The 18474-nt window shown below is 41.3% G+C and carries 11 protein-coding genes and 2 tRNA genes; all 13 read right to left on the bottom strand.

The window, feature by feature from the left end; all coding sequences use genetic code 11:
* The coding region (locus Q0037_RS00350; protein ID WP_297513675.1) for a YDG domain-containing protein at window positions 1–4978 on the bottom strand (4978 nt) is incomplete at its 3' end.
* A gap of 284 nt (window positions 4979–5262) precedes the next feature.
* A complete protein-coding gene (locus Q0037_RS00345) occupies window positions 5263–5571 on the bottom strand; it encodes a DUF3467 domain-containing protein (protein ID WP_287781349.1) in 309 nt (102 codons plus the stop codon).
* A gap of 2 nt (window positions 5572–5573) precedes the next feature.
* Complete coding sequence (gene rpoC / locus Q0037_RS00340) at window positions 5574–9875, bottom strand: DNA-directed RNA polymerase subunit beta' (protein ID WP_297513671.1); 4302 nt, start codon at window positions 9873–9875, stop codon at window positions 5574–5576.
* Between the two features lie 71 nt (window positions 9876–9946).
* Window positions 9947–13759, bottom strand: a complete 3813-nt coding sequence (gene rpoB, locus Q0037_RS00335) for a DNA-directed RNA polymerase subunit beta (protein WP_297513668.1) — start codon at window positions 13757–13759, stop codon at window positions 9947–9949.
* Window positions 13760–14027: 268 nt separating this feature from the next.
* Entirely contained in the window at window positions 14028–14399 is a 372-nt protein-coding gene (gene rplL, locus Q0037_RS00330) for a 50S ribosomal protein L7/L12 (protein ID WP_287781354.1), read from the bottom strand.
* A 55-nt stretch (window positions 14400–14454) separates the two neighbouring features.
* Window positions 14455–14955 (bottom strand): 50S ribosomal protein L10, encoded by a 501-nt coding sequence (rplJ, locus tag Q0037_RS00325; protein WP_073364270.1) that lies wholly within the window; start codon window positions 14953–14955, stop codon window positions 14455–14457.
* 23 nt (window positions 14956–14978) lie between these two features.
* Window positions 14979–15668, bottom strand: a complete 690-nt coding sequence (rplA, locus tag Q0037_RS00320; protein ID WP_297513661.1) for a 50S ribosomal protein L1 — start codon at window positions 15666–15668, stop codon at window positions 14979–14981.
* A gap of 6 nt (window positions 15669–15674) precedes the next feature.
* Entirely contained in the window at window positions 15675–16118 is a 444-nt protein-coding gene (rplK, locus tag Q0037_RS00315; protein WP_297513658.1) for a 50S ribosomal protein L11, read from the bottom strand.
* Between the two features lie 64 nt (window positions 16119–16182).
* Window positions 16183–16734 carry a transcription termination/antitermination protein NusG gene (gene nusG / locus Q0037_RS00310; RefSeq protein WP_297513654.1) on the bottom strand — a complete coding sequence of 184 codons (552 nt, stop codon included), beginning with the start codon at window positions 16732–16734 and terminating at the stop codon, window positions 16183–16185.
* Between the two features lie 14 nt (window positions 16735–16748).
* Complete coding sequence (gene secE / locus Q0037_RS00305; RefSeq protein WP_073364260.1) at window positions 16749–16943, bottom strand: preprotein translocase subunit SecE; 195 nt, start codon at window positions 16941–16943, stop codon at window positions 16749–16751.
* Between the two features lie 18 nt (window positions 16944–16961).
* Window positions 16962–17032: transfer RNA gene (locus tag Q0037_RS00300), tRNA-Trp, on the bottom strand.
* A 65-nt stretch (window positions 17033–17097) separates the two neighbouring features.
* On the bottom strand, window positions 17098–18285 hold the full coding sequence (tuf, locus tag Q0037_RS00295; RefSeq protein WP_073364257.1) for an elongation factor Tu: 1188 nt from the start codon (window positions 18283–18285) through the stop codon (window positions 17098–17100).
* Window positions 18286–18340: 55 nt separating this feature from the next.
* Window positions 18341–18412, bottom strand: a tRNA-Thr gene (locus Q0037_RS00290).
* Window positions 18413–18474 lie beyond the last annotated feature (62 nt).

Below are 18474 nucleotides of genomic sequence, written 5' to 3'. Positions count from 1 at the left end.
GGAAACGGTACCCTTGAGCACCCGATACTAAACTTGAGTAAACAATACCTCCGTAAGCCACTTCAGTTCCACAGGTTGCTGTTGGAATCGTACTCACAATAGGCGTACATCCTCCAGGTGAACCAACGTTGTCAATATTGCCATTACAATCGTTATCCAAACCATCGTAACATACATCAATAGCTCCAGGACGAATTGAAGCGTTTGTATCATTACAGTCAGCGTTATTCGTTACATATCCAGCAATAGGGAAACAAGAGTTGAATGCAACCGTACCTGCTCCAAACCCATCATTATCCGCATCCAAATAATAGGCCTGATTAGAGAGGATAGTAATGGTAGCAGCACCTGAATTACCTGTGCCTACTAAAGCATTGGCATCGGTAACAGAAACTAAAGTATAGGTTGTAGTGGCTGTTGGAGAAACTACGATGTTCGTTCCTGAAACATAATTTGTTTCGGTAAAGTTGGTCGTTCCATCAGTATAAACCAAAGTATAAGGACTTTTACCACCTGTAATATTTACAGCAATAACTGCACTATCACCATCACATACTGAAGTTGTTCCAGTGATCACAGAGGCGGTTGGTGGCGTTGGATCAGTGGCTATTCCTATAACGGTAACATCATCCAATCGGAAAGAACCTGTACTAGAAGCAGCTCCTGCCCCTAAATCGGCACGTTGGGTTCCGTAGGGATAAATTCTGAAAACTACTGACTCGGTTTCAAAATCTGGGAAATTCCAAGTTGCTACGCTACCAGAAGTTGGAGTTAAAGGCGCACCAGTCCAAGTTGTAAAGGTCGCAAAACCATCGGTACTGTAGCGTACTTCTATTTGATTAGGAGCCGTGTTACTGGCTTGTCTAAAAAATGACAACGCTTGAACATTTAACACTTTTCCTGAATTAGCGGTAATAGAAAACTCGATGTAAGAGTTTGAATTTACAGTAGCTGTTGCATTCAAAGTATTTGAATTAAACACGTTTGCAGCGTTAGTACAAGCAATTGTACTGCGGGTCAAAGGAGTACCTGTTGCATTACTTGAAACCACGGGAACATTTCCGTTTGTAGGACAAGCAGCAGCACCCGTAAACTGATTCAAATACAATATAGGTTGGGTAATGTTGGCACTCAAACCTGTGGGTTGTGTTAAGGTATAATTTCCAGCATCAGTTCCCGCCAAAGTAGCTGTAGATGTCACAGGAATACCCGTACCTTGTGCCGCAGAAGCAAATACTCCTGTCCCCACTAAAGTTACACTATCCCCAGAAACAACACCTGTAAGCGTTCCTGTTATGGTCGCTGCAGTGGTACCATCAAAAGGTTTGTTTTGAGCCGCAGCTCCAGTAATCGTAAGATTTTTAGCGGTAACAGAAGCCGTTAATCCTGTCAGAGGAGTCACAACATATTTACTCGCATCAGCCCCGTTTAAAGTAAGTACAACGGCTACAGGTTTTGCAACACCCACTACTTTATTAGCGAAAGTTGCCGTAGCCGAAAAAGAAACTACGTCTGTGCTGAAAATTCCATTTAAAATTCCACCTGTAGTGGTAGCAATAACATTTCCGTTGTATTCTTTATCATTTACTGAAAGCCCATTAACAGTAAGCGTTTTAGGAGCCATAGTAAGTACTAATGACGCCGTACCTGAACCTCCACCATTGATGGCTTCTAAGGTAATGGTATAATTTCCAGGAACAGCAGTTATGGTTCCTGAAATTTCTCCCGTTACCGTATCTACAGTTAAACCCGAAGGCAAGTTAAGGGCATTAAATGAAGTTGGAGCATTCGAAGCGGTAATTGTATAACTGAAAGCCGTTCCATAAGTACCATTGGCGGTTAAAGCACTAGTGATTACAGGAGTAGGCTCTGAGGTAATATCAGCAACCAAACCGGCGGGTTGTGTTAAACTGTAATTCGAAGAGGCGCTTCCTGAAAGGGTATACCCTGATACCGTAACAGGAATATCGGTTCCAACGGCTGAGGATGTGAAGGTAGCGACAGGAGTTCCGCCCAACACAACATTCGCTTCATCACCAGTAACCACACCTACCAAAGAAGGGGTTCCTGTGATTGTAGCATCGGTATTTCCATCAAAAAGTTTGTTGGCAATAGCAATACCCGTGATGGTTAAATTCTTAGCTGTAACCGTACTTGAAGTTGTAGCCACATTGACAGGAGTTGCATTAGTACTCGTCAATACAATGTCTCCACTGTAAGGCGAACCCGCAACCGGAGCATTGGCGGCCAAACGAACATACACAGGCACATTGGTAATGTTACCAACAGCACCAATCGTAGCCGTAGCACCAAATCCTGAACCAGAAGTAGCAGACACTTCAAAGCCAGCCGGAGCAGTAACCGTGATGGCACTTTGCAAGAATGTAGCTGAAACGGTAAAAGATGTTTCGGAAGATGCCGTTCCATATTCGGTAGTTAGCGCAACAGGGGTACCTGTGGTGGTGATTGAAGGTGCAGGTGCCAAGGAAGTGAAACCATTAAGTACAACGTTGGGCTGAACAGCAGCAGCGACTGTATCAAAACCACCTGTTCCTCCTGTAGCAGTTGCACCAGTCCCATACAATCTAAAAGTAGTTGTTCCTGTTAAATCTGAAACTCCAGAAATTGTAAGTGTGGTAAAATTTGAAGTATTGGATGTTGCCAATCCTGAAACAGAACCAATGTTGTTGGTAAAACCATCAACAGAGGAGCGTAGCGTTAAGCCATTAGGACCTGTGTTTGAACGATCCCAAATAAATGATAAGGAAGTAGGAGTTACAATATATCCTGAGGCTGGTGTCAACGTAAACTCAATGTAGTAATTGGAAGAAACAGCCTGTGAAAGTGTAGTCGCTGCACCTGTACTGGAGTTAGGAGACCAGTTGTTACCCCCAAAACGATTTTGATTAGTCGCAGGACTTCCAACATTCACAGCACTTCCAGACAATGATAAACTTGAAGAACTTACATTAGCATTATTGGCAACAGATGGCTCACTTCTTTCATCTCCTACATTACCTGTTGTATTCCATTGTAGTAACGCTACCACAGCAGGCGTAATATTCGCCGTTAATCCTGTGGGTTGTGTTAGTGTGTAATTGGGAGCATCAACACCCCCAAGGGTAGCCGTAGAAGTTACAGCGATATTATTCCCAACAGCCGAAGAAGCAAATGTTCCTGTTCCGTTGAACGTTACCGTATCGCCACCAATTACGCCGTTCAAAGTTCCCGTAATAACCGCATTGATATTGCCATCAAAAACTTTATTTTGAGCCGTAGCGCCATTTACAGTCAATGTCTTTGTTGCAATCGATACTGTAACTCCCGTAGGTTGTGTTAACGAATAATTCCCTGCTTGTGCCCCATTTAAAGTAAGCGCAAACGTTACGGGTTTGTTGGCTGCAGCAGTTTTTGTAGTTACCGAGGCCGTTCCAGTAAACGAAACTGAATCTGAACCAAAAACACCGTTTAAGGTTCCGCCGGTGAAGGCCACCGAAGTTAATCCATTGTATTCACGATCTACGGCCGCAATACCATCAATAGTTAACCCTTTTGCAGCAATCGATAAGCTTAAGGTAGCCGTGCCATCACCTCCAGCGTTTGTAGCAACTAATCCTATGGAATAGGTGCCAGGAGCTGCTGTGGGCGTACCACTAATTTCTCCAGTGGTTGTATTTACAGTTAAACCAGCAGGCAAATCAACCGCATTGAATGACGTTGGAGCGTTATCGGCTGTAATTTGATAGGTAAATGAAGTTCCATAGGTAGCCGAAGCCGTCAAAGCACTGGTAATCGAAGGCACGGGTGACGAAGTAATGGTAATGGTACCATCGGCAGGCGTAAACGTATAATTAGTTGCAGTCAAGCCACTCACATTAGGTGTAATCGTTACCCCTGGGGTACCCGCTGGGGTTGTGTCTGTATAGGTAGTCGTATACGATGCCGTTCCCGAAATAACCGATGCATTTTCACCATTGACAAATCCTGAAGCCGTATACGAGCCCGCTGCAATAACTGTCGCAACAGGGGTTCCAAAAGCGACGGATTGATTGTTGGCTGTTACCGTTAGTGTCGCTTTTGATACTGTACTAGAAATCGTAGCAACATTTTGTGTTGTCGCCCCTGTGCTAGTACATTCAATATTTCCTGAATATGGAGAACCAGCGACTGTTGCCGCTGAAGCAAGGCGCACATAAATCGTAGTCGAAGCTACATTACCTGAAGATGGAGTTATCGATAATGAAGTTGAAAAACCAGAACCTGAAGTAGTAGAGACCTGAAAACCACTAGGTGCAACAATATTTAAATCATTTGACAATCCAGATCCAGCCACAGTGAATGATGTTTCACTTGATGCAGTTCCATATACCGTACTTAATGCCGAAAGTGTACCAGTTGTTGTAATAGAAGCAGAACTTGTAGAAGTAACTGAAACGTTATCAATACTTATTTTCGGTCTACTTCCTGAAGTACCAGCAGCAGTACCATTATAATTATAAAACCGCAACTTAACGGCAGATTGATTGTTTAAAACAGCTGGCAAGGCAATATTGATTGTTGCACTTCCTGCAACATTATTGGTGGCCACATAAGGTAAATTTGTACCTGTCAATTCAGCCCAATTTGTACCATCAATTGAATAATATACTTTCAATGAGGCAATTCGGTCACCTGTACCATTGTTGACTGTGGCTGCATTAAAACTTAAATTACCCGCATTTCTTCCTGAAAAATTTAAATTTAAATCCAATGCTACAGCATTGGAGTTGGATGTTGCACCTGTTGACAAAAACTGTATGTTTGTAGAACCATTTTGAACCCCACCTGAAGTTCCGCTAGTAAACGTAGCAGAACTTACTGTTGTTCTTGTAGCAACAGGTATTGTTCCTGTACTAAGCACTCCAACTGAGGACCAATTCGTACCCGTTGTTGGAGATATCCAGTTTGTAAAAGTTTCTGAATAATTACCAGACGACATTGGATAATATGTCTGCGCAATTGATTGCTTTGTAAATAAAAGTGTTACAAAACAAATCAGAATCTTAAACTTAAGACCTAAATGTAGATTTTTACACATAATTTTTTGATGTTGATTTTGTCCAAAATTAAAAACTAAACCCCTGAAAACTGTCATTTTATGTTAGCTTTTTGTTAACATTCCCCAGCTAACTCTTTTATCGGATATATTGGGTTTTAATCGGTTATTTTAGTTTTTTTCATAAAAAAAACTCCGCTGAAGATAGCGGAGTTTCTTACATTTTTTTATGCTTGTCCTGTCGGCCCGAAATTCAACGGGACGGGAGGAACATCGGTCTCTTTGATCACACCATGAGCGGCTTCAAAACGGTGAATGTTTTCGGCCAAGGCATTTAAGAAACGTTTGGCGTGTTGTGGGGTCAGAATAATTCTGGACTTCACTTTGGATTTAGGCACACCAGGCATGATGGTCACAAAATCCAATACAAACTCAGAGGGTGAATGATTGATGATGGCTAAATTGGAGTAAATCCCTTCTGCCGTTTTTTCATCCAACTCAATGTTGATTTGTCCGGGTTGCAATTCTTCGCTCATGACTAGTAAACGTATTCTTCTTTGTTGGCCATTAACTCATTGTAATCGTCTTTCGACCCTACAATTATATGATCGTAATCGCGCATACCGGTACCTGCTGGAATTCGGTGCCCTACAATAACGTTTTCTTTCAAACCTTCTAGGTTATCTACTTTACCCGCTACGGCCGCTTCATTCAATACTTTGGTGGTCTCCTGGAACGAAGCCGCCGATATGAAGGATTTGGTTTGCAACGAAGCACGAGTGATTCCTTGAAGTACAGGCGTAGCGGTAGCCATAACCGCATCACGAGCCACTACCAAGTTTTTATCATTGCGTTTCAACACAGAATTCTCATCGCGAAGATCACGTGGACTCACAATTTGTCCAGGTTTTAGATTTTCGGAATCGCCTGCATCTTCAACCACTTTCATTCCGTATAACTTGTCGTTTTCAATCATGAAATCACTTGTATGTACCAATTGCTCTTCCAAGAATAAAGTATCTCCTGGATCTTCAATTTGTACTTTACGCATCATTTGACGAATCACCACTTCAAAGTGTTTGTCATTGATTTTCACCCCTTGTAAACGGTACACTTCTTGGATTTCATTCACCAAGTATTGTTGCACCGCAGAAGGTCCTTGAATACGTAAAATATCTTCAGGAGTAATGGCACCATCCGACAAGGGCATACCTGCTTTTACGAAGTCATTTTCTTGTACCAAAATCTGACTTGATAATTTCACTAAGTATTTACGGATTTCACCAAACTTTGATTCGATGATTATCTCACGGTTACCGCGTTTGATTTTACCAAAAGATACTACCCCGTCAATTTCAGAAACCACAGCTGGATTCGATGGATTACGAGCCTCTAACAACTCGGTAATACGTGGAAGACCTCCTGTGATATCGCCTGCTTTCGAAGAACGACGTGGAATCTTTACCAAGATTTTACCCGCTTTAATTTTCTCGCCATCTTCTACCATAAGGTGTGCCCCTACGGGTAAGTTGTACGAACGAATCAATTCGCCGTCTTTTCCGTAAATCAATAAGGTTGGAATCAATTTCTTGTTTCTCCCTTCTGAAATTACTTTCTCTTGGAATCCAGTTTGTTCGTCGATTTCAACTTGGAACGTTTGTCCTTGTTCTAAATCTTCGTAGGCAATTTTACCCGTAAATTCAGAAACAATTACCCCGTTATAGGGATCCCATTTACACAAAGTTGTTCCTTTTTCAACCACATCGCCGTCTTTCACGAATATACTCGAACCATACGGAATGTTATGTGTATTTAATACGATACCTGTTGTAGCTTCGACTAATTTTAATTCGGTTGAACGTGAGATAACGATATCTACTTCATTACCTTCGGTATCTTCCCCTTTAACAGTTTTTAAGTCTTCAATTTCAAGACGTCCACCGAAACGTGCTACAATAGATGATTCTTCAGAAACACCTCCTGCAACCCCTCCGACGTGGAACGTACGAAGTGTCAACTGAGTACCAGGCTCCCCGATCGACTGTGCGGCAATAACTCCAACCGCTTCCCCTTTTTGGGTCATTTTACCGGTGGCTAAGTTTCTACCGTAACATTTCGCACAGATTCCTTTAGTAGCCTCACACGTTAATGGAGAACGCACCTCTACTCTTTCGATTGGTGATTCTTCGATTTCACGAACTACTGCTTCAGTGATTTCCTCACCTGCGGCAATGATCACTTGTGACGTCAACGGATTTACTACATCTTGCAAGGTTACACGTCCTAAGATACGCTCACCAAGTGTTTCCACTACTTCTTCGTTTTTCTTCAAAGCAGTAACTTCAATGCCGCGCAAGGTACCACAGTCAACAGAGTTCACAATTACATCTTGCGATACATCGTGTAGACGACGCGTTAAGTAACCCGCATCCGCTGTTTTCAACGCCGTATCGGCAAGACCTTTACGCGCACCGTGCGTAGAGATGAAGTATTCCAAAATCGAAAGACCTTCTTTAAAGTTGGAAAGAATCGGGTTTTCGATAATCTCTCCTCCACCTGCCGTTGATTTTTTCGGCTTCGCCATCAAACCACGCATACCGGTTAACTGACGGATTTGCTCTTTCGAACCACGTGCTCCAGAATCCAACATCATGTATACCGAGTTGAATCCTTGTTGGTCTTCACGGATATTCTTCATTGCCAATTCGGTCAATAAAGCATTGGTTGAAGTCCATACGTCGATTACCTGATTGTAACGCTCGTTGTTGGTGATAAGACCCATGTTATAGTTCATAGTAATACCATCCACTTGCTCGCGTGCATCGGCAATCAATTCGTCTTTTTTCTCTGGAACTTTAATATCTCCTAATGAGAAGGATAAACCACCTTGGAAGGCGAATTTATACCCCATATCTTTAATATCATCCAAGAATGCAGCCGTAGTAGGTACATTCGTAGTGGCTAAAATTTTACCAATAATATCACGTAACGATTTTTTCGTTAAGACTTCATTGATGTATCCAGCCGCTTCAGGCACTACTTCGTTGAATAATACACGTCCCGCAGTGGTTTGGATGATTTTGTAAACTAATTCGCCATTTTCGTTGAAATCTTTGGTTCTGATTTTAACGCGAGCATTTAGTTCTAAACGGCCTTCATTCAAGGCAATATTTACTTCTTGAGCCGAATAAAATGTCAATCCTTCTCCTTTAATTTGCAATTCAGGAGTAGACAAACGTTCTTTTGTCATGTAATATAAACCAAGTACCATGTCCTGAGAAGGAACGGTGATGGGCGCACCATTAGCAGGGTTCAAGATATTGTGCGAAGCCAACATTAACAATTGAGCTTCCAAAATAGCTTCGGGTCCTAATGGCAAGTGAACCGCCATCTGGTCCCCGTCAAAGTCGGCATTAAACGCCGTACAAGTTAACGGGTGCAACTGAATCGCTTTACCTTCAATCAATTTCGGCTGAAAGGCTTGAATCCCCAAACGGTGCAAAGTAGGAGCACGGTTCAGTAATACAGGGTGACCTTTGATTACGTTTTCAAGGATATCCCATACTACGGGTTCTTTTTTATCGATGATTTTCTTTGCCGATTTAACCGTTTTCACGATACCACGCTCAATCAACTTGCGGATAACGAATGGTTTGTACAATTCAGCTGCCATATCTTTTGGCAAACCACATTCGTACATTTTCAATTCAGGTCCAACAACAATTACCGAACGTGCTGAATAATCCACACGTTTCCCCAATAAGTTTTGACGGAAACGACCTTGTTTCCCTTTCAAGGAATCTGAAAGGGATTTCAATGGACGGTTAGACTCCGTTTTAACAGCAGACGCTTTACGTGTATTATCGAATAAAGAATCCACCGCTTCTTGCAACATACGCTTTTCGTTACGTAAGATGACCTCAGGCGCTTTAATTTCCATCAAACGTTTTAAACGGTTGTTACGGATAATCACACGACGGTACAAGTCATTCAAATCGGAAGTTGCAAAACGACCACCATCTAGTGGCACCAACGGACGTAATTCTGGTGGAATAACTGGAATTACTTTCAAGATCATCCATTCTGGACGGTTCTCGCGGTTCAAGTTAGAATCACGGAAGGACTCCACTACTTGAAGACGTTTTAACGCTTCTGTTTTACGTTGTTTCGATGTTTCATTATTGGCAGAGTGACGTAATTCGTAGGACAATGCATCCAAATCCGTACGTGCTAACAAGTCCATAATACATTCAGCACCCATTTTGGCAATGAATTTATTTGGATCGGCATCGTCTAAATATTGGTTCTCCATTGGAAGGGTATCCAAAATATTCAAATACTCCTCTTCCGTTAAGAAATCTAATTTTTGTAAGGGTTCGCCATCTACATTTTTAGCGATACCGGCTTGAATCACCACATAACGCTCGTAGTAGATGATCATATCCAATTTTTTGGAAGGTAATCCAAGGATATAACCAATTTTGTTGGGCAACGAACGGAAATACCAAATGTGTGCGATAGGCACTACTAAGTTGATATGACCCACACGGTCACGACGTACTTTTTTCTCGGTCACTTCCACCCCACAACGGTCACACACGATGCCTTTGTAACGGATGCGTTTGTATTTTCCACAAGCACATTCGAAATCCTTTACGGGTCCGAAGATACGCTCACAGAACAACCCGTCACGTTCAGGTTTGTGGGTACGGTAATTGATGGTTTCAGGCTTTAAAACCTCACCTCTTGATTCTGCCAAAATCGATTCTGGAGACGCAAGTCCGATTGTGATTTTATCAAATCGTTTAATGGTATTTTTATCTTTATTTCTATTGTTCATCTTAGTCGTTTTTAAAATAGTTACAGTTAACGGGGCCGATACTACTCAGCATCGGCCTTCCGGTACTGATATTATTCTTCTAATCTGATGTCTAATCCAAGACCTTTCAATTCATGCATTAATACATTGAATGATTCAGGCAATCCTGGTTCTGGCATCGCTTCACCCTTAACGATAGCTTCGTAAGTTTTAGCTCTACCAATAACGTCATCCGATTTAACCGTCAAGATTTCACGTAAGGTACTTGATGCACCGTAGGCTTCAAGTGCCCAAACCTCCATCTCTCCAAAACGCTGACCACCGAATTGAGCTTTACCTCCTAACGGTTGTTGCGTAATCAAGGAGTATGGACCGATCGAACGTGCGTGCATTTTGTCATCCACCATGTGACCTAATTTCAGCATATAGATTACCCCTACCGTAGCCGGTTGGTGGAAACGCTCTCCTGTACCTCCATCATACAAATACGTATGACCGAAACGTGGGATACCCGCTTCATCTGTTAATGCATTGATTTGGTCTAAGGTAGCACCGTCAAAAATTGGGGTCGCAAATTTCTTCCCTAATTTTAATCCAGCCCAACCTAATACGGTTTCATAAATCTGACCGATGTTCATACGCGAAGGTACCCCTAGCGGATTCAATACGATATCCACAGGTGTTCCATCTTCTAAGAATGGCATATCTTCTTGGCGAACGATACGCGCTACGATCCCTTTGTTACCGTGGCGACCTGCCATCTTATCTCCTACTTTCAATTTACGTTTCTTCGCAATATATACTTTAGCCAACTTTAAGATACCTGCTGGTAACTCGTCACCTACTGTAATGGTAAATTTCTCACGACGTAACGCCCCTTGAAGGTCGTTTAATTTGATTTTATAGTTGTGGATTAAGTCGTTTACCAAACGGTTTGTGTCTTCATCCGCCACCCATTGTCCTTTGGTCAAGTGGGCAAAATCTTCTACAGCTTGAAGCATTTTCTTTGTATACTTCTTCCCTTTTGGCAACACTTCTTCACCCAAATCATTCATTACCCCTTGGGATGTTTTCCCATCAACGATAGCGAATAATTTCTCCACCAATTTATCTTTCAATTCAACGAAACGCACTTCGAATTCCATTTCTAATGCTGTCAAATCGTCTTTATCTTTCGTACGCTTACGTTTATCTTTCACCGCACGAGCAAATAATTTTTTATCTAAAACCACACCACTTAAAGAAGGGGAAGCTTTTAATGATGCATCTTTTACATCTCCGGCTTTATCACCGAAAATCGCGCGAAGTAATTTTTCTTCTGGCGTTGGATCCGATTCTCCTTTGGGGGTAATCTTACCAATCAAAATATCACCAGGCTTCACTTCGGCTCCGATACGGATCATACCGTTTTCGTCCAAATCTTTCGTTGCTTCTTCTGAAACGTTTGGAATATCATTGGTCAATTCTTCGTTCCCTAATTTGGTATCACGAACTTCCAACGAATAGTCATCGATGTGGATAGAAGTAAAGATATCGTCGCGTACTACTTTTTCAGAAATTACAATCGCATCCTCAAAGTTGTACCCTTTCCATGGCATAAACGCTACTTTCAAGTTACGTCCGATAGCTAATTCTCCCGCTTGCGTTGCGTATCCTTCACAAAGCACTTGTCCTTTTACAACGCGATCGCCTTTACGAACGATAGGTTTTAAGTTGATACAGGTACTTTGGTTGGTTTTTCTAAACTTAATCAACTGATAGGTTTTATCATCGGTATCAAAGCTTACCATGCGCTCTTCTTCCGTACGGTCATATTTGATCGTGATTTTGTCTGCATCCACATACTCAACTACACCGTTTCCTTCTGCATTGATCAATACACGAGAATCGGAAGCCACTTGACGCTCTAATCCTGTTCCAACGATAGGTGATTCAGGACGTAAAAGTGGTACTGCCTGACGCATCATGTTGGATCCCATCAACGCACGGTTCGCGTCATCGTGTTCCAAGAACGGAATCAACGATGCTGAAATCGAGGCAATCTGGTTAGGAGCCACATCAGTATAATGAACAACGGTAGGTTCTACTACAGGGAAGTCACCCTCTTCACGAGCAATAACTTTTTCAGCAGTAATCATTCCATTATCGTTCATTTCGATATTGGCCTGAGCAATCAATTTACCTTCTTCCTCTTCGGCACTTAGGTAAATCGGCTCTGAAACTAAATCAACTTTACCGTTTTCAACTTTACGATACGGTGTTTCAATGAATCCCATACCGTTCACTTTGGCGAAAACTCCTAACGAAGAAATCAAACCGATGTTGGGTCCTTCAGGGGTTTCAATCGGACATAAACGACCGTAATGCGTATAGTGAACGTCACGAACCTCGAAACCAGCGCGCTCTCTCGAAAGTCCTCCAGGCCCTAAGGCCGATAAACGACGTTTGTGCGTAATCTCGGCTAATGGATTGGTTTGATCCATGAACTGAGATAACTGGTTGGTTCCAAAGAACGAGTTGATAACAGAAGATAAGGTTTTAGCATTAATCAAGTCGATTGGCGTAAACACCTCGTTATCACGTACATTCATACGCTCACGAATCGTTCTCGCCATACGCGCTAGACCAACACCAAATTGTTGTGAAAGTTGCTCACCCACCGTACGGACACGACGGTTGGACAAGTGGTCGATATCATCAATCTCGGCTTTGGAGTTGATCAATTCGATCAAATATTTCACAATGGTGATGATATCCTCTTTGGTAAGCACTTGCTTTTCCATAGGGATATCCAAGTTTAATTTTTTGTTCATACGGTAACGGCCTACTTCCCCTAAGTTGTAGCGTTGATCCGAGAAGAACAATTTATCGATAATACCACGAGCGGTTTCTTCATCAGGCGGTTCTGCATTACGCAACTGACGGTAGATATGCTCCACGGCTTCTTTTTCAGAATTGGTGGGGTCTTTTTGTAACGTATTGTGGATAATGGCGTAATCCGCTTGGTTATTATCCTCTTTATGAAGTAAGATCGATTTTACATTGGCATCGATGATTTCTTCAATATTATCTTTTTCTAAAATCGTATCACGATCCAAGATAATTTCATTACGTTCAATAGACACTACTTCACCGGTATCTTCATCTACGAAGTCTTCATGCCATGTGTTCAAAACACGTGCAGCCAATTTACGACCTGCGTATTTTTTCAATCCAGTTTTCGATACTTTAATTTCTTCAGCAAGGTCAAAGATTTCTAAAATATCTTTATCGCGTTCAAATCCAATCGCACGGAAAAGGGTTGTTACCGGTAATTTCTTTTTACGATCGATGTATGCATACATCACGTTGTTGATATCGGTAGCAAACTCAATCCATGATCCTTTGAAAGGAATAACACGAGCAGAATATAATTTTGTTCCGTTGGCGTGGAACGATTGTCCAAAGAATACCCCAGGTGAACGGTGTAATTGTGATACAACCACACGCTCAGCTCCGTTAATTACGAAAGTACCACTAGGGGTCATGTAAGGAATAGTTCCTAAATACACATCTTGTACGATCGTTTCGAAATCTTCATGTTCTGGATCGGTACAGTATAATTTTAAACGTGCTTTTAGAGGCACGCTGTAGGTTAGACCTCTTTCAATACACTCCTGGATGGTGTAACGCGGTGGGTCCACGAAATAATCGAGGAATTCCAACACAAATTGATTTCTGGTATCAGTGATTGGAAAGTTTTCCATGAAGGTGTTGTAGAGCCCTTCGTTACCTCTTTCGTCAGATTTCGTTTCTAATTGGAAGAAATCTTTGAACGACTTAATTTGAACATCCAAGAAATCGGGATAGTGTGGAATGTTCTTCGTCGAGGCAAAATTCAATCTTTCAGTCTGATTAGTTATCATCAATGGACAAAATTTTGATTTTTAAAAAAAGTACTTTTTTGTGTAAAACACGTTGATTTTGTAACTTTTCTTGAATAAAATAACCGTTACATCTTTTAAAATAAACCAAGAAAACCGTTTATTTCTTTCTTCGTAAGGGCTATAGTTTTTTTTGGATTTGAATGTGTATGAACACAATCAAAAAAAGATAAATTTATTATACGAAAAAGGGTTTAGGCCGCTGAGTGCATACTCAGGACCTAAACCTAATTCTTAAACCGTAATAGAATTATTTCAATTCAACTACAGCTCCAGCTTCTTCTAATGCTTTTTTCAAGCCTTCAGCTTCTGCTTTAGAAACCGCTTCTTTAATGTTAGATGGAGCTCCGTCTACGATATCTTTCGCTTCTTTAAGACCCAATCCAGTTAATTCTTTAACTGCTTTAACTACAGCTAACTTAGAAGCACCAGCATCTTTCAATACTACGGTGAATTCTGTTTGCTCTTCAGCAGCATCAGCAGCACCTCCACCAGCAGCAACGACTACTGCAGCAGCAGCAGGCTCGATACCGTACTCCTCTTTTAAGATTGTAGCTAAATCGTTAACTTCTTTAACAGTCAAGTTAACTAATTGTTCTGCGAATTGTTTCAAATCTGCCATTTTTTCTATCGTTTAAAATGTTTTTAAATTTATTTTATTTATTAAGTGCGTTCAATTATTCTGCAGCTTCGCCTTTTTGCTCTGCATTGTTTAACAAAGCAGAAAGTACGCGTTTTGCAGGAGATTGAAGTAATCCGATGATTTCTCCAATAACTTCTTCTTTCGATTTTAACGCTGCTAATGAATCCAACTGGTTATCACCGATATAGATTTCTTGGTTGATATAAGCACCTTTTAAAAGAGGCTTATCCGACTTTTTACGGAAATCTTTGATGATTTTCGCAGGTTGATTTGCTACAGAAGCAATTAAGATAGAAGAGTTTCCTTTAAGGATTGTTGGTAATTCACCGTACTCGTTTTCTGAAGCTTCCATCGCTTTCTCCAACAAGGTGTTTTTAACCACTTCTAATTTGATTCCTGCTTTAAAACAAGCTCTGCGTAAGTTAGATGTTGTTTCAGCATCTAAACCTGACGTATCTGCAATGTAAAGGATATTCGCCTCTGCTAATTTTGCAGTTAAGTCTTTTATCGCGATTGATTTTTCTTCTCTAGTCATAATAAAACTTTTTAACTACCCAATTAAACTGCTTTAGGGTCTAAAGCAATAGCAGGACTCATTGTACTTGACAAGTGGATAGACTTGATGTAAGTACCTTTAGCTGCAGTTGGTTTTAATTTGATTAATGTTTGAATAATTTCGTGAGCGTTATCGACAATCTTGTCTGCTTCAAAAGATACTTTTCCGATTCCAGCATGTACGATACCCGTTTTGTCTACTTTGAAGTCGATTTTACCCGCTTTCACTTCTTGAACGGCTTTCCCTACTTCCATAGTTACCGTACCTGTTTTGGGGTTAGGCATCAAACCACGAGGACCTAAAATACGCCCTAATGGTCCTAATTTACCCATAACGGCTGGCATAGTGATAATAACATCCACATCGGTCCAACCGTCTTTAATTTTTTGAAGGAATTCGTCTAAACCTACGTAATCAGCACCTGCTGCTTTTGCTTCAGCTTCTTTATCTGGAGTAACCAAAGCCAACACACGTACATCTTTACCTGTCCCATGTGGTAAAGTAACTACCCCACGAACCATCTGATTTGCTTTTCGAGGATCAACGCCCAAACGAACAGCAATATCTACCGACTCATCAAATTTTGCATAAGAAACCTGCTTCAACAAAGCAGATGCATCTTTCAAAGAATACAATTTATTCTTTTCGATTTTAGAGGCAGCTTCTTTTTGTTTTTTCGTCAATTTTGCCATAACTCATTATTTTTTTAGCGGAGAATCCCCGGTTACGGTAATACCCATAGAACGAGCAGTACCGGCAATCATACTCATTGCTGATTCAATCGTGAACGAATTCAAATCAGGCATTTTGTCTTCTGCAATCGTTTTGATTTGATCCCAAGAGACATTGGCTACTTTCTTACGGTTAGGCTGCCCTGATCCCGATTTAATTTTAGCAGCATCCATTAATTGCACCGCAGCTGGAGGAGGTTTGACGACAAAATCAAACGATTTGTCTTTGTACACTGTAATTTGTACAGGTAACACTTTGCCGGGTTGATCTTGAGTTCGCGCATTAAATTGCTTACAAAACTCCATGATGTTAACCCCAGCAGCTCCCAAAGCAGGTCCAACCGGTGGCGAAGGATTCGCAGCACCTCCCTTAACTTGTAGTTTAACTACTTTACTAATTTCTTTTGCCATTTTTTACAAAATTTAGCACATCTAACAGTTGGAAGCGTAGATGTAGGATTATAATTAATTGTGATTATACTTTTTCAACTTGCATAAAACTCAATTCCAATGGCGTTTTTCTTCCGAAAATCTTCACCATCACTTCAAGTTTACGCTTTTCTTCATTGATCTTCTCAATTGTTCCATTAAACCCATTGAAAGGACCATCGATTACTTTAACTGTCTCTCCTGTTTTGAAGGGGATCGACTGGGTATCCACATTTATAGCCAATTCATCAACTTTACCAAGCATGCGATTCACTTCTGATTGACGAAGTGGCACAGGATCGCCTCCTTTGACTTCTCCTAAGAAACCAATCACACCGGTAATCGATTTAATGATGTGTGGAATTTCACCCGTTAAATTGGCTTCGATCATCACGTATCCTGGAAAATAAACACGGTCTTTAGCTATTTTTTTTCCATCACGAATTTGAACCACCTTTTCAGTAGGCACCAAAACTTGGGAAATATAATCCGCCATGCCCAAACGGTTAATCTCAGTCTCAATATAGTTTTTAACTTTATTTTCCTGTCCGCTTACAGCACGCACTACATACCACTTTTTCACACTCGTATCAGCCATTTTACTAACGTGTATTATCCTTTAATTAAATTGAAAAAACCAGTAATGGCACGAGAACATAACTCATCCACGCCCCACGTAGCCAAAGCAAAAATTACAGAGAACAACGCCACAATAACCGTGAACTTTTGTACTTCTGCCCATTCTGGCCAAGTCACATTGGTTTTCAATTCCTCAAAAGACTCCGAAAAATATTGAAATACTTTCATCGTATTATATCTTATTTGCACGGGTGGAGGGATTCGAACCCCCATCAACGGTTTTGGAGACCGCTATTCTACCCTTGAACTACACCCGTTTCATTAAAAACCAGCAGAGTAATCCGTAGACACTCTGCTGGCTATATCCTTTAATTCGTTAGAATTAGTCTAAGATTTCTGTAACCTGACCTGCTCCTACTGTACGACCACCCTCACGGATAGCGAAACGTAAACCTACGTTAAGAGCGATTGGGCTCAACAAATCAACAGTGATTGTCAAGTTATCCCCAGGCATTACCATCTCTACACCAGCAGGTAAAGAAATAGTACCTGTTACGTCAGTTGTACGTACATAGAACTGTGGACGATAGTTATTGTGGAATGGAGTGTGACGTCCACCTTCTTCTTTTTTCAAGATATACACCTCAGCTTTGAATTTAGCGTGTGGCTTCACAGAACCTGGCTTACAAATAACCATACCACGACGGATATCGGCTTTGTCAATACCACGCAACAACAAACCTACGTTGTCACCAGCCTCACCACGGTCAAGGATTTTTCGGAACATCTCAACCCCTGTGATAGTAGAAGTCAATTTGTCAGCACCCATACCGATGATTTCCACTGGATCACCTGTGTTAGCAACACCTGTTTCGATACGTCCTGTAGCTACAGTACCACGACCTGTAATCGTAAATACGTCTTCCACAGGCATCAAGAAAGGCTTCGCGTTGTCACGAACTGGCTCTTCAATCCAAGAGTCAACAGCTTCCATCAATTCAAGAATTTTTGGAACCCAGTTTGGATCTCCGTTCAATCCACCTAAAGCAGAACCTTGAACTACTGGACCATTGTCTCCATCATACTCGTAGAAAGACAACAAGTCACGGATTTCCATTTCAACCAATTCTAATAATTCCGCATCATCAACCATGTCCACTTTGTTCATGAACACAACGATTCTTGGAATACCTACTTGACGTCCTAAAAGGATGTGCTCACGCGTTTGTGGCATTGGTCCATCAGTAGCAGCTACAACCAAAATTGCACCGTCCATCTGAGCAGCACCTGTAACCATGTTCTTTACGTAATCCGCGTGACCTGGACAGTCAACGTGAGCGTAGTGACGGTTAGCAGTTTCATATTCTACGTGAGAAGTGTTGATTGTAATACCTCTTTCTTTTTCCTCTGGAGCATTGTCAATCTGGTCGAAAGATTTTGCTTGACAGTAACCAGCATCTGCTAATACTTTAGTGATTGCAGCAGTCAATGTAGTTTTACCGTGGTCAACGTGACCAATCGTACCAATATTAAGGTGTGGCTTGGTACGACTAAAATTTTCTTTTGCCATTTTAATTAATTTTTAAACTTAGTTATATTTATTAGTGTTCAAATATTCAATTTTGAGCCAATGACGGGATTTGAACCCGTGACCTCTTCCTTACCAAGGAAGCACTCTACCCCTGAGCTACACCGGCGGTAAAGTTTTTTTGTTTCAGGCTTGAAGTTCCAGGTTTTAAACCACTTGAAACTTGAAACG

Origin of the sequence: Flavobacterium sp., assembly GCF_027482425.1 — a bacterium.
Lineage (GTDB): Bacteria > Bacteroidota > Bacteroidia > Flavobacteriales > Flavobacteriaceae > Flavobacterium.
The sequence above is the reverse complement of the archived record's forward strand: the minus strand, read 5'-3'. Positions and strand labels throughout refer to the sequence as shown.